Below are 12479 nucleotides of genomic sequence, written 5' to 3'. Positions count from 1 at the left end.
GTCCCGCTATCGCGGCCCTGCCTAACCGGCCGAGGCGCCATCGCCCGCTTCGGCCAGCACCGACAGCTGACCGGCGAACGCCTCCACATCCACTTCGGCGAAGAACGCGGCGTCGGCGGCCTCCACGTCGGCGGTCGCGCGGCGGGCGGCCGCGGCGCCTTCGCGCGTCGGCCGCAGCACCCGGGCGCGCCCGTCGGTGGGATGCGGAAGCCGCTCCAGGAGGCCGCCGCGTTCGAGGCTGCGCACGACCTGCGAGGTCATCATCGGGTCGGTGGCGGCGAAGCCGGCGAGTTCGACCTGGCTGACCATCCGATCGGGCTCATGCTCGTCCAGCCACGTGAGTGAGGCGAGCAGGACGTACTGGACGTGCGTCAGCTCGTGCGGCGCCAGAGCGGCACGCATCGCCGCCTGCCAGCGGTTGGTGACACGCCAGAGCAGGAGTCCTGGGCTGCTGGACGCGGCGGGGAACCGGCTGCCCAGGCCGCCGTCAGCCACGCCCGGTAGCCGCCCGTCCCTCGGCCGCCGCGAGCAGTTCCGCCATGGCGACGGGTAAGTCGCCCGCGATCTGCGGGCCGAGCTCGGGGCCGACCGCGTCGGCGCCCGCGCCGTCGATCTCCAGCGTGTGGGTCACGTCCGTTCCGCCGTCGGCCCGCGCGGTGAGGGTGTGCCGGAAGGTGAGGGCGAGCTCCCCGAACGCCGTGCGGTCGGCGTAGACCCGTTCGGGTTCGAGTTCGACGATCTCGGAGGTCATCGCCTCCTGGCCCTGAGGGGTGACGGTCAGCGTCGTGCCGACCGCGAAGGGGCCGTGCAGTTCGAAGAGGTCGCTCGACGGCCCGAGCGGCGTGCCGCTGTGCAGGTCGCGGAGGGCCGACCAGACGTCCGACGCGGGAGCGTTGGTGCCGGCGGTGTACTCGGTGGTCCACATGATGGTCTCCATTCGTGCGTCGCATCTCGATCAGAAGTACTAAGCGCGCTTAGCTTATGGCGATCGGGTAGAGTTGTCAACTGAACTTCGGCGAGGGATGCGTCCGGCATCCGTGATCGACGCGGTGGAGCAGGCTACGCAGTCTTTCCTCGCGCACTTCGATGCGTTCGAGTTGAACAACCAATCACACTGCGAGCCTGCGGCTCGCCCGATAGCCGGCCCCCAGTCGGCGAGGAGACATCATGGCAGACGAGTCCAACAAGGTCGCAGCCGAGCTGCGCGAGAGCTTCGGTAAGGGCGCGGCGCGCAAGATCCGCGCCGTCGGCAAGATCCCGGCCGTCATCTACGGTCACGGCAGCGACCCGGTCCACATCACCCTCCCGGGCCACCAGGTCTCGCTGCTCCTGCGCAAGGCGAACGCGGTCCTCGACCTCGACATCGACGGCGCGCCGTCGCTCGCCCTGGTCAAGGACGTGCAGAAGGACCCGGTGTCGCAGGTCATCGAGCACCTCGACCTCATCCTCATCCGCAGCGGCGAGAAGGTCACTGTCGAGGTGCCCGTGCACATCGAGGGCGAGCCCTACTCTGGCACCATCGCCATGCTCGAGGTCAGCACCATCCGCCTCGAGACCGAGGCGACCCACATCCCGGAGCGCATCGTCATCGATGTCACCGACGCGGCGGAGGGCACCCAGTACCTCGCCAAGGACTTCGACCTGCCGGCCGGCTCGAGCCTGGCCGAGGACGAGGACCTCCTCATCGTCAACATCGCGGTGCCGGCTTCTGCCCGCGCCGAGGACGAGGAGACCGCTGCGGCCGAGGCCGCTGCCGACGCCGACCAGAGCGCCGAGTAGTCCCTTCATGGAACCCACCCGTCCGGCGTCGCCCACGGGACCGCCGGACGGGCCGTGGCTCGTGGTCGGGCTCGGTAATCCCGGGCCCGGCTACGCCTCCACACGCCACAATGTGGGCCAGATGGTGCTGGATGAGCTCGCCTCCCGCGGCCGTCTCACCTTCAAGACCCACAAGACGAACGCGACGGTCGCCGAGGGTCGGTTGACCCCCGGCGGCCCGCGGTTCGTCCTGGCCAAGCCGAACACGTACATGAACGTGTCCGGCGGGCCCGTTTCGCAACTGCTGCGCTTCTACTCGCTCGACCCGTCGCGCCTGATCCTGGTGCACGATGAGCTGGACATCCCGTTCGACACCATCCGGCTGAAGAGCGGCGGCGGCCACGGCGGGCACAACGGCGTCCGTGACGTCATCGCCGCCATCGGCACGGGAGATTTCGCCCGGGTGCGCGTCGGCGTCGGCCGCCCTCCCGGATCCTCCGGCGCGGCCGATCACGTGCTCAAGGCCTTCTCGGCCACCGAGCGGAAGAACCTGCCCATCCTGGTGTCGGATGCGGCGGATGCTGTGGAGCAGATCGCGACGGAGGGGCTCACCCCGGCGCAGAATCGCTTCCACTCGCGCTGAGCCTCCTCTGCGCGCTTCGCTCGTTGCGCTCCCTCCTCCCGATCAGGCGGGTGGCAGCGTCGCGACCGTTGAGCCGATGTACACAGCGAACGACACGATGGGCGCGGCGCCCGCGAGGCAGATCGCGACGATCCCGAACGGCCGACCGCGCTTGGTCGCGACGGCGATGATGCCGAGCACGAGCGCGAGGATGCCGAGTGCGGTCCCGAGCAGCATCTGCACCGCCATCAGCACCGCAACGGGAGCGAACGACGCCGCCTGCTCGGGCGAGAGGTCGTTGGTGTTGAAGTTGAAGCTGCTGCTGGTCCGCGAGGCGAGCGGCCCGGCCGACATGCCCACGACGACCGACGCGACGATCGAGAGGACGAAGACCGGTGCAGCGATGAACATCGCGCTAAGCCCGAGCGTGCGGGGGCGCGTCACCGGTGCGACCGGGGTACCCCATCCATTCGTTCCGTAGGGAGTGGATGCGGTCGGCGCGGGCGCGTACTGCGGGGCAGGAGCGTACTGCGGTGCCGGCGTGTACTGCGGCGGCTGGATCGGGTCGGTCACGGGTCCTCCTGGTCACGGCGATCGTTCAGCCGAAGCGTAGCGGACGCCCTGCTCGCGGTCGGGAACGGCGCGTACCGTGACCGGCATGCAGTTGTTCAGGCGCGAGTGGGGGTCGGGCGATCGGTACGCCGTCCTCGTCCACGGGGTCATGTCGGACTCGCGCAACTGGCGCCGTGTCGGGCCGGTGCTGGCCGAGCGCGGCTACCACGTCATCGCCGTCGATCTGCGCGGTCATGGCCGCAGCCCGCGGGCCGAGGAGTACTCGGCCGAGCTCATGGCGCAGGACATCGTCGACAGTGTGCCCGCACATCCCGAGCTCATGGTGGGGCACTCCCTCGGCGGCCTGACCGTGAGCCTGGCGATCGAACGCCTCGATCCGCAACGCGTCATCTACGTCGACCCCGCGTTCTCCTGCCCCGCCGCGAACCGGTTCCAGCAGATGCTGGCTCCGGCCTTCCTGCGGACACTCGCGCGGCAGTCGGCCGCCCGCATCGCCAAGCGCAATCCGCGATGGGATCCGGCCGATGTCGCCATCGAGGTGGAGACGTTCAAGTCGTTCGACCGCGCCGTGCTGCCGGTGGTCGTCACGCCGTCGGCGATGCGCGCGCCCGAGGTGATGTCGGTGCCCTCGATGGTGATGCTGGCCGACAACTCGCAGCTCGTGAAACCGGAGCTCGCGGAGTGGTTGCGCGAGGAAGGCTACGAGGTTCGAATTGTGCCCGGCTCCGGCCACGTCATCAACCGGGACGACCACGACGGGTTCATGCGGGCCCTCGACGGGTGGATCTGACGCGCGATCGGTGGATGAGGATGGCCGCGACCCCTCGACGTGTCGGTGGGTCCACGTAGAATCGACCGAGTGATACTCCAGGGTCTTGTCGACGCGCTCGCGCGCGAGTCCTCCTTCAGCGACGCGCTCACCCACGCGGCGCGCGACGCCGACTTCTCGCTGACCGACGGGCTGCGCGGTCCGCTGCTCGCCGGCCTCCTGCGCCGGCGCGCTGAGCAGGGCGCGTCGCAGGCCGTACTGCTGATCACCGCGACCGGGCGTGAGTCCGAGTCGATCCGCGGCGCACTGCCGTGCCTCCTTCCCGAAGCCGAGATCGTGGAGTTCCCCGCCTGGGAGACGCTGCCGCACGAACGGCTGAGCCCGAGCCCGGAGATCGTCGGAAAGCGCCTGCTGGCGCTGCGCCGCCTCGCCGATTGGGCGAAGGGGGAGCGGACGACACCGTTCATCCTGGTCGCGTCGGTCCGTGCCGCGCTCCAGCCGCTGGCCGACAATCTGACCGACTACTCCACCGTCGAGCTGCGTGCCGCGGCCCGCGGCTTCGATCTCGGCGGCCTCTCCACGCAGCTGGTCGACCTCGCGTACGGCCGCGTCGACATGGTGACCCGGCGCGGCGAGTTCGCCGTCCGCGGCGGCATCCTCGACGTCTTCCCGCCGACGGCCGACCACCCGTACCGGATCGACTTCTTCGGGGACGAGGTCGATCAGATCCGCGCCTTCTCGGTGGCCGACCAGCGGTCGCTGCCCGAGCCCATCGCGGAGGTCAGCCTCCCGCCGAGCCGCGAGCTGCTGCTGAGCGAGTCCGTGCGACAGCGGGCCCGCGAGATGGAGCACGAGTTCCCGAGCCTCTCGGCGATGCTGGCGAAGATCGGCGAGGGCATCCCGGTCGAGGGGATGGAGTCGCTGGCCCCCGCGCTCGTCGACCGGCTCGTGCCGCTCACCCACTACCTCCCGGACGGCGCGGCCGTCGCGGTGATGTCGCCCGAGCGCGTGGCGTCGCGCGCGGTCAGCCTCGCCGAGACGAATCGCGAGTTCCTCTCGGCGGCGTGGAGCGCCGCCACCGTGGGCGCGGCGGCTCCGATCGACCTCGCCGCGGGCGACTTCCTCACCCTGCAGCAGCTGAAGGACTCGGTGAAGTTCAGCCGTCCGGGCGCGGAGAGCCCGGACCACCCGTGGTGGACGATGAGCGGCTTCCAGGCAGACGAGGTTCTGCCAGAAGAGCGCGAGCTCGAGGAGCACCTGCAGGTGCGCATCCAGGCCGAGGCGGTGCCGAGCTACCAGGGCAATGTGTCCGGGGCGGTCGAGCATGTGGCCTCACGTTTGCGCGAGGGCTGGAGCGTCGCGATCGTCGCGGCGGGCACCGGTCTGGTCGAGCGCGCGGCGGATGTCCTCGCCGAGTCGGAACTGCCCGCGCGACCTGTGGACGAGTTCCCGGCCGACCCCGAGCCCGGCATCGCGTACCTGATCAAGGCGACCGCCGAGCACGGGTTCGAGGTGCCGGAGACGAAGCTCGCCCTGATCAGCGAGTCCGAGTTCTACGGCCGGTCGGTCGGCTACGACTCCCGCCAGGTGAAGAAGCTCGCCGCCCGGCGGAAGAACGTCGTCGACCCCATGGCGCTGAAGCCCGGCGACTACGTGGTGCACGAGACGCACGGCATCGGCAGGTTCGTCGAGCTGACGCAGCGCGAGGTGTCGAGCGGCGGCCGCAACGCGGTCAAATCCAAGCGCGAGTACCTCGTGCTCGAGTACGCGCCCTCCAAGCGCGGCTACCCGGGCGACAAGCTGTACGTGCCTACCGACCAGCTCGACCTGCTCACCCGCTACGTCGGCGGCGAGGCTCCGCAGCTCTCCAAGATGGGCGGCAGCGACTGGGCGGCGGCGAAGGGCCGCGCCCGTCGTGCGGTGCGCGATATCGCCGTGGAGCTGGTGAAGCTGTACTCGGCGCGCATGGCGAGCAAGGGCCACGCCTTCGGCCAGGACACCCCCTGGCAGCGCGAACTGGAGGAGGCCTTCCCGTTCGCCGAGACGCCCGACCAGCTGCAGACCATCGACGAGGTGAAGGCCGACATGGAGCGGCCCATCCCGATGGACCGCCTCGTCTCGGGCGATGTCGGCTTCGGGAAGACCGAGATCGCCGTGCGCGCCGCGTTCAAGGCGGTGCAGGACGGCAAGCAGGTGGCCGTGCTCGTCCCGACCACGCTGCTCGTGAAGCAGCACGCCGAGACGTTCCAGGAGCGCTTCGCCGGGTTCCCCATCCACCTGCGCCAGCTGAGCCGGTTCCAGACCGACAAGGAGGCGCGCGAGACGCTGCGCGGCATGGCCGACGGCACCGTGGATGTGGTCATCGGCACGCACCGCATCCTCGCCGACGGCGTCTCCTTCAAAGACCTCGGACTCGTCATCATCGACGAGGAGCAGCGGTTCGGCGTCGAGCACAAGGACTCGCTGAAGAAGCTGAAGACCAACGTCGATATCCTCGCGATGAGCGCCACACCCATCCCGCGCACGCTGGAGATGGCGGTGACCGGCATCCGCGAGATGTCGACCCTGGCGACGCCGCCGGAGGATCGGCACCCGATCCTCACCTTCGTCGGGCCGTACTCCGACAAGCAGGTCGCGGCCGCCATCCGGCGCGAGCTGCTGCGTGAGGGCCAGGTGTTCTTCGTGCACAACCGGGTCGGGTCGATCACGAGCATGGCCGCCAAGCTGGCGGAACTCGTGCCCGAGGCGCGCATCGGCGTCGCCCACGGCAAGATGAACGAGCACGCGCTGGAACAGGTCGTGGTCGACTTCTGGGAGCGCCGCTTCGACGTTCTCGTCTCGACGACCATCATCGAGACCGGGCTGGACATCGCCAACGCCAACACGATCATCATCGACCGCGCCGACAAGTACGGCCTGAGCCAGCTCCACCAGCTGCGCGGCCGGGTCGGGCGCGGGCGCGAACGTGCGTACGCGTACTTCCTGTGGGACGAGAACAAGCCGCTCAGCGAGACGGCCCACGACCGCCTGTCGACCATCGCGGCCAACAACGACCTCGGCAGCGGCATGCAGGTCGCGCTGAAAGACCTGGAGATCCGTGGAGCGGGCAACCTGCTCGGAGGCGAGCAGTCCGGTCACATTGCGGGCGTCGGCTTCGACCTCTACCTGCGGATGATCGGCGAGGCCGTCTCCACCTTCCGTGGCGAGGTCGCGGAGGGGCAGACCGAACTGCGGCTCGAACTGCCGGTCGACGCGCACATCCCGGAAGAGTACGTGGACAGCGAGCGGCTGCGCCTCGAGGCGTACCAGAAACTGTCGACCGCGGCCTCGCCCACGGCGAAGGACGACCAGATCGACCTGGTGCTCGAGGAGCTGACCGACCGCTACGGCGCGCCGCCGGAGCCCGTCACGAACCTGATCGCCGTCTCGCGGCTGCGCCGGTCGGCGCAGAAGGCAGGGCTCGGTGAGGTGGTCGCGATGGGTTCGAACCTGCGACTGGCGCCGGCCATCCTGCCCGACTCGCTGCAGGTGCGCCTGCAGCGCATGTACCCGGGATCGAAGTACCACGCCGCGCCGAAGGTCGCGACGGTGCCGCTGCCCCGAGTGAACGGCGAGGCCCTCGAGGACGCCGACCTGATCGCGTGGGTCGCCGACCTGCTCGGCGCCCTGTTCCCCGAGAAGGAGCCGGCCGCCGAGCGCGCGAGCTAGTTGTCATCCGTGGGTCGCAACACGCCGTCGGCCCGCAGGCGCAACAGCGTGTTGCGACCCACGGATGAGCCGTCAGCGGGCCTGGGGGTGCGGGTGCGGATGCTGCCGCCGGTTGCGCCGGGCCAGCGCGCTCACCAGGAACCCCGAGACGACGATCGCGACCGCCGAGCCGAGCAGCACGGCGAGCGTGCCCTCGGCCCGCACCTCCTCCGAGCCGGCGAAGGCCAGCTCGTTCATCAGCAGTGAGACGGTGAACCCGATCCCGCCGAGCGCCGCCACCGTGATCAATCCGAACACGGAGATGCGCCCGCGTTCCGCGCCGCGTTTCGTGAACGATCCGAGCCATCCACCCAGCGTGATGCCGATGAGCTTGCCGACCGGAAGCGCGACCAGGATTCCCCAGAAGGCCGGCGAGAGCTGGGACGGAGACACCTGCGGGATCACGACGAGCGCCGCGGAGAACGCGAACAGCGGGAGGATCACCCCGTTCGACCAGGGTTCGAGCATGTGCGTGACCCGTCCGGCCGGCTGACGCGCCATGACGAGTCCGAGCGCGACGCCGGCGATCGTGGCGTGCACGCCGGAGTCGTAGACCAGCCACCACGCGAGCACCGCCAGCAGCACCATGAGGACACCGAGCGGCCAGCGCATCCGCCCGCGCAGCATCCGGCTCAGCACGCCGAACAGCGCGATGGTCACGGCGGCGAGCAGCAGTTCCAGCAGGTTCGGATCCGTTGTGAAGAAGACCGCGATGATGAGGATCGCGATGAGGTCGTCGAGCACGGCGAGCGCCAGCAGGAAGACGCGCAGCCGGTTGGGGAGACCGCGGCCGAAGACCGCGAGCACGCCGAGCGCGAAGGCGATGTCGGTCGCCGTCGGGATGGGCCAGCCCTGTGGCAGCCCCGACCCGGCGGTCAGCGCCAGGTACAGTCCCGCAGGGACGATCACGCCCGCGACCGCGGCGATGGCCGGGTGGATCGCCTTCTGCACGCTGTTCAGCTCGCCGACGACCAGCTCGTGCTTGAGCTCGACGGCGACGATGAAGAAGAAGATCGCGAGCAGTCCGTCGCTGATCCAGTGGCCGACGCTGAGGTCGAAGGGTCCAGCGCCGAGGTGCGCATGCTGCAGGTCGACCAGCGCAGGCCCGACCGGCGTGTTGGCCAGGAGGAGGCCGAGGGCGGCCGCCCCCAGCAGGAGTCCGGCGGCGGTGCGCTCGGATCGGATGATGCTCATACGTCCACCATTCGTGCGGGGTCACAGAAACGACGCCGACCAGACTTCCCGGCACACCGGTTACGACTCTACCGGGTGGCAGGATGGTTGAAGGGTAGAGCGAGGAGGTCCGGATGGGCGAGGCAGTGAGTCCGAGCGCGACGCCGGCGGTGGTTCCGGAGGCCGCCACGAAGCTCGACGAGCTCGTCGCCGTGATGGCGCGCCTTCGCGCTCCCGGTGGGTGCCCGTGGGATGCGGACCAGACGCACGAGTCGCTGGTGCAGTACCTCATCGAGGAGACCTACGAGCTGATCGACGCCATCGAGACCGGCGACCGTGACGAGCTGCTGGAGGAACTGGGCGACGTCCTATATCAGGTGCTCTTCCACGCCGACATCGCCGCCCACACTCCGGACGAGGAGTTCGACATCCAGGATGTGGCCGCGCACATGACCGCGAAGATGGTGGGCCGCCACCCGCACGTTTTCGGCGACCGGGCCGCGGCCGACGCCCGCACGGCTGAGACCGCGGAGGATGTCGTCGGCTTCTGGGACGAGCTGAAAAAGCAGGAGAAGCCGGGCCGCACGAGCGTGCTGGACGGCATCCCCCAGGGCATGCCCTCGCTCGCGCTCGCCGACAAGCTGCTCGGCCGGGCGGACAAGGTCGGGCTGCTCGATCTGCAGCAGCAGGGCGGCGTGCAGGTGGGCAGCGAGGACGAGCTCGGCCCGCTGCTCCTGGCCATCGTCGCCTCGGCGAAGGCGCAGGGGCTGGATGCGGAGCGCGCGCTGCGCTCGACCCTCCGCGATCTGCAGGACGAGATCCGCGACCAGGAGGCCGCCACCTCCGCCGAGTGACTGACGTGCCGGTCAGCGGAGGTGGTGGCGCCCGAGCGGCACGACCAGCGGCGTCCCGGTGACCGGGTCGTCGGTGACGACCGATTCGACCCCGAACACATCGCGCACGAGCTCCGCCGTGACCACGGTCGCCGGGTCGCCCGCCGCGACGACGGCACCCTCCCGCATGGCGACGAGGTGCCCGGCGTAGCGCGCCGCGAGGTTGAGGTCGTGCAGCACCATCACGATGGTGGTTCCGCGCGCGGCGTTGAGGTCGAGCAGCAGGTCGAGCACATCCAGCTGGTGACTGATGTCGAGGAAGGTCGTCGGCTCGTCCAGCAGCAGGATGTCGGTCCGCTGGGCCAGAGCCATCGCGATCCAGACCCGCTGCCGCTGACCTCCGGAGAGCTCATCCACGGCGCGGTCGGCGAGGTCGGCGATACCGGTCGCGGTCATCGCCTCGGCGACGGCCGCATCGTCGTCCGCCGTCCACCGCCGGAACCAGCCCTGATGCGGATACCGCCCACGCGACACGAGGTCTGCGACGGTGATGCCGTCCGGCGCGGTCGGCGTCTGGGGCAGCAGGCCGAGCCGCTGAGCGACCCGCTTGGTGGGCAGCGAGTGGATGTCGGCGCCGTCGAGGAGGACCGTCCCGGATGCGGGTGGGAGCAGCCGCGACAGCCCGCGCAGCAAGGTCGACTTGCCGCAGGCGTTCGGCCCGACGATCGCGGTGACCCGCCCGGCGGGGATGTCGAGGTCGAGCGCGTCGACCACCGCCCGCCCTTCGTAGGCGAGCGACAGGGCGCGTGCGGCGAGTTCCGGCACGGCGGCCGGCGATTCGTGTGTCATGTGTCAGCCTCCACGGCCGATGCGGTTGGTCCTGGCGAGCAGCCAGAGCAGGTAGGGGGCGCCGATGATCCCGGTGACGACGCCGACAGGCAGCACGACGCCGGGGAGCGCGAACTGCGCCGCGATGTCGGAGACGACGACGATGAGGGCTCCGAGGAGTGCGGAGGGGATGAGAGCGAGCGATCCGCGTCCGACAAGCCCCCGGGCGATCGGTGCGGCGAGGAAGGCGACGAACGAGATGGGGCCGGCGACCGCGACCGCGATGGCCGCGAGGGCGACCGCGACGCCGACGACGAGCAGGCGCGTGCGCTCGGGCCGGACGCCGAGTCCCGACGCCAGGTCGTCGCCCAACGACAGCATCCCGAGGGGACGGCCGACGAGGAGGGCGCAGGGGAGCAGCACGACCGTCCCGATCGCCAGCACGGTCAGCGCTGCCGGGTCGACGGCGTTGAGGCTTCCGGTGATCCACACCAGCGCCTGCTGCACGTCCGAGAGGTCCGCCCGCGTGAGGACGTACGACACGATCCCGCTGCAGAAGGCGGCGATCCCGATCCCGACCAGCACGAAGCGGTAGCCGCTGACGCCGCGCCGCCAGGCCAGCACGTAGATGAGGGCGGCGGCCACCAGCGTCCCGGCGAGCACGATGCCGGAGAGCGCCAGACCGGTCAGCCCGAACCAGATGAGCGCGATGGAGCCGGTCGCACTCGCCGCCGCCGTGATGCCGATGATGTCGGGGCTCGCGAGCGGGTTGCGCGCCACCGATTGGATGAGCGCGCCGGACAGCCCGAGGCACGCGCCGACGAGCGCGCCGGCTACGAGCCGGGGGAGGCGGAGGTCCAGGATGACGAACGACGTCAGTCGATCGGCGCGGCCGACGAGCGCCGCGAGGACGTCGGCGGGCGCGACGGCGGCGGCACCGAGCGTGAGCGACACGGCAGCGACAACGACGACGATCAGCGCGAGGACCACGGAGACGCGGAGGGCCCGCACCTGCCCTTCGCGGCGGTCCGCACGCACGCGGGCGATCACGTCGTGCGCGGCGACCGCAGCATCCGGCTGTACCGTTCGCCCCGCGCTCACAGGCTCACCGTCCGGCGCCGACGGACAAGGGTGATGAAAACGGGCGCCCCGACTAGGGCGAGCACCACGCCGACCTGCAGCTCGCCCGGAGGGGCGACCACCCGGCCCAGGATGTCGCACCCCAGCAGCAGCGTCGGCGCGACCACGGCCGAGTAGGCGAGGATCCACCGGTAGTCCGCGCCCACGACCCGCCGCGCGATGTGCGGCACGATGAGCCCGGCGAAGGCGATCGGGCCGACCGCGGCGGTCGCAGAGCCGCAGAGCAGGACGATCGCGATGCCGCAGAGAGCCCGCGTCACCCCGACGCGCTGGCCGAGGCCGCGGGCGACGTCGTCGCCGAGTGCAAGCCCGTTCAGCAGCCTCCCGAGACCCAGGGCGAGGACGGCGCCGACTGCGAGCGTCGGAAGCACCTGCCAGAGCACTCCGAAACCCCGGCCGGCGAGCGACCCGACCTGCCAGAACCGCATGGCGTCCAACGACGTGCGGCTGGTCAGCTCCACCGCGATGATGAGCGAGCTGAGGGCCGCGGAGACCGCGGCTCCCGTGATCGCCAGCTTCACCGGCGTCGCCCCCTCCCGGCCGAGCGACGAGACGGCGTAGACCAGGGCGGAGGCGAGTGCCGCGCCGGCGAACGCGAACCAGAGGTAGCCGGAGGGCGCGGTCAGGCCCAGCAGCGCAATCGCGACGACCACGGCGAGGGATGCGCCGAAGTTGACGCCGAGGATGCCCGGGTCGGCGAGCGGGTTGCGCGACAGACCCTGCATGACCGTCCCGGCGAGCCCCAGGCCGAGGCCCGCCGCAAGCCCCAGCAGCGTGCGGGGGAGGCGGCTGTCAACGATGACGAGCGCATCGGCATCCGACCGGTCGTAGTGCAGCAGGGCGTGCAGCACATCGGCGGGGGCGATCGTTCGAGCGCCGACCATGAGACTCAGCACGGACACGACCACAAGCAGGAGGGCGGCGACGACGAAACCCGTCACCAGCCGACGCCGACGGAGGATGTGCGGGGGCGTCCCCGCACGTCCGCCGTCGGGTGTTCGTGCCGCCGAGGCGGCCACGCTCGCGGGCATCGTCT

Annotated in this window: 12 protein-coding genes; 5 read left to right on the top strand and 7 right to left on the bottom strand. The window is 70.6% G+C overall.

Going from position 1 to position 12479, the window contains the following annotated elements:
- Window positions 1-21: 21 nt before the first annotated feature.
- Complete coding sequence (locus AB7E03_RS06755; protein WP_489940443.1) at window positions 22-495, bottom strand: MarR family winged helix-turn-helix transcriptional regulator; 474 nt, start codon at window positions 493-495, stop codon at window positions 22-24.
- Window positions 488-925, bottom strand: a complete 438-nt coding sequence (locus AB7E03_RS06750) for an SRPBCC family protein (RefSeq protein ID WP_489940441.1) — start codon at window positions 923-925, stop codon at window positions 488-490. Before AB7E03_RS06750 ends, AB7E03_RS06755 begins: the two co-directional genes overlap by 8 nt.
- Before the next feature lie 242 nt (window positions 926-1167).
- Here AB7E03_RS06750 and AB7E03_RS06745 point away from each other — a divergent pair, with 242 nt between their 5' ends.
- The gene (locus AB7E03_RS06745; RefSeq protein ID WP_489940439.1) at window positions 1168-1779 is read left to right on the top strand and encodes a 50S ribosomal protein L25/general stress protein Ctc; all 612 of its coding nucleotides are present in this window, start codon (window positions 1168-1170) and stop codon (window positions 1777-1779) included.
- A gap of 7 nt (window positions 1780-1786) precedes the next feature.
- Window positions 1787-2401 (top strand): aminoacyl-tRNA hydrolase, encoded by a 615-nt coding sequence (gene pth, locus AB7E03_RS06740; protein WP_489940437.1) that lies wholly within the window; start codon window positions 1787-1789, stop codon window positions 2399-2401.
- Window positions 2402-2443: 42 nt separating this feature from the next.
- On the opposite strand, the gene AB7E03_RS06735 is transcribed toward pth, so the two are convergent.
- Entirely contained in the window at window positions 2444-2953 is a 510-nt protein-coding gene (locus AB7E03_RS06735; protein ID WP_489940435.1) for a hypothetical protein, read from the bottom strand.
- An 85-nt stretch (window positions 2954-3038) separates the two neighbouring features.
- On the opposite strand from AB7E03_RS06735, the gene AB7E03_RS06730 reads away from it, so the two are divergent.
- Window positions 3039-3743: an alpha/beta fold hydrolase gene (locus tag AB7E03_RS06730; RefSeq protein ID WP_489940433.1), complete on the top strand. Its 705-nt coding sequence runs from the start codon at window positions 3039-3041 to the stop codon at window positions 3741-3743.
- A gap of 69 nt (window positions 3744-3812) precedes the next feature.
- Window positions 3813-7430, top strand: coding sequence for a transcription-repair coupling factor (mfd, locus tag AB7E03_RS06725; RefSeq protein WP_489940431.1), 3618 nt, complete (start codon window positions 3813-3815; stop codon window positions 7428-7430).
- Window positions 7431-7502: 72 nt separating this feature from the next.
- Here the strand turns inward: mfd and nhaA are convergent, their stop codons facing one another.
- A complete protein-coding gene (nhaA, locus tag AB7E03_RS06720) occupies window positions 7503-8663 on the bottom strand; it encodes a Na+/H+ antiporter NhaA (protein ID WP_489940429.1) in 1161 nt (386 codons plus the stop codon).
- 113 nt (window positions 8664-8776) lie between these two features.
- Between nhaA and AB7E03_RS06715 the strand changes: the two genes are divergently transcribed.
- On the top strand, window positions 8777-9496 hold the full coding sequence (locus AB7E03_RS06715) for a nucleoside triphosphate pyrophosphohydrolase (protein ID WP_489940427.1): 720 nt from the start codon (window positions 8777-8779) through the stop codon (window positions 9494-9496).
- Window positions 9497-9508: 12 nt separating this feature from the next.
- Here the strand turns inward: AB7E03_RS06715 and AB7E03_RS06710 are convergent, their stop codons facing one another.
- From AB7E03_RS06710 to AB7E03_RS06700, 3 genes are read right to left on the bottom strand one after another with little or no spacing between them, the layout of a single operon-like run.
- Complete coding sequence (locus tag AB7E03_RS06710; protein ID WP_489940425.1) at window positions 9509-10324, bottom strand: ABC transporter ATP-binding protein; 816 nt, start codon at window positions 10322-10324, stop codon at window positions 9509-9511.
- Window positions 10325-10327: 3 nt separating this feature from the next.
- Complete coding sequence (locus tag AB7E03_RS06705; protein WP_489940423.1) at window positions 10328-11404, bottom strand: FecCD family ABC transporter permease; 1077 nt, start codon at window positions 11402-11404, stop codon at window positions 10328-10330.
- Entirely contained in the window at window positions 11401-12474 is a 1074-nt protein-coding gene (locus AB7E03_RS06700) for a FecCD family ABC transporter permease (protein ID WP_489940421.1), read from the bottom strand. Before AB7E03_RS06700 ends, AB7E03_RS06705 begins: the two co-directional genes overlap by 4 nt.
- Window positions 12475-12479 lie beyond the last annotated feature (5 nt).

The organism is Leifsonia sp. RCC_180 (assembly GCF_058138205.1).
The sequence above is the reverse complement of the archived record's forward strand: the minus strand, read 5'-3'. Positions and strand labels throughout refer to the sequence as shown.

Bases quoted from the DNA above. Each gene is read 5' to 3' on its own strand.
- AB7E03_RS06710 (WP_489940425.1), bottom strand. From the start codon at position 10,324: ATGACACACGAATCGCCGGCCGCCGTGCCGGAACTCGCCGCACGCGCC.
- AB7E03_RS06700 (WP_489940421.1), bottom strand. From the start codon at position 12,474: ATGCCCGCGAGCGTGGCCGCCTCGGCGGCACGAACACCCGACGGCGGA.
- pth (WP_489940437.1), top strand. From the start codon at position 1,787: ATGGAACCCACCCGTCCGGCGTCGCCCACGGGACCGCCGGACGGGCCG.
- nhaA (WP_489940429.1), bottom strand. From the start codon at position 8,663: ATGAGCATCATCCGATCCGAGCGCACCGCCGCCGGACTCCTGCTGGGG.
- AB7E03_RS06745 (WP_489940439.1), top strand. From the start codon at position 1,168: ATGGCAGACGAGTCCAACAAGGTCGCAGCCGAGCTGCGCGAGAGCTTC.
- AB7E03_RS06750 (WP_489940441.1), bottom strand. From the start codon at position 925: ATGTGGACCACCGAGTACACCGCCGGCACCAACGCTCCCGCGTCGGAC.
- AB7E03_RS06730 (WP_489940433.1), top strand. From the start codon at position 3,039: ATGCAGTTGTTCAGGCGCGAGTGGGGGTCGGGCGATCGGTACGCCGTC.
- AB7E03_RS06715 (WP_489940427.1), top strand. From the start codon at position 8,777: ATGGGCGAGGCAGTGAGTCCGAGCGCGACGCCGGCGGTGGTTCCGGAG.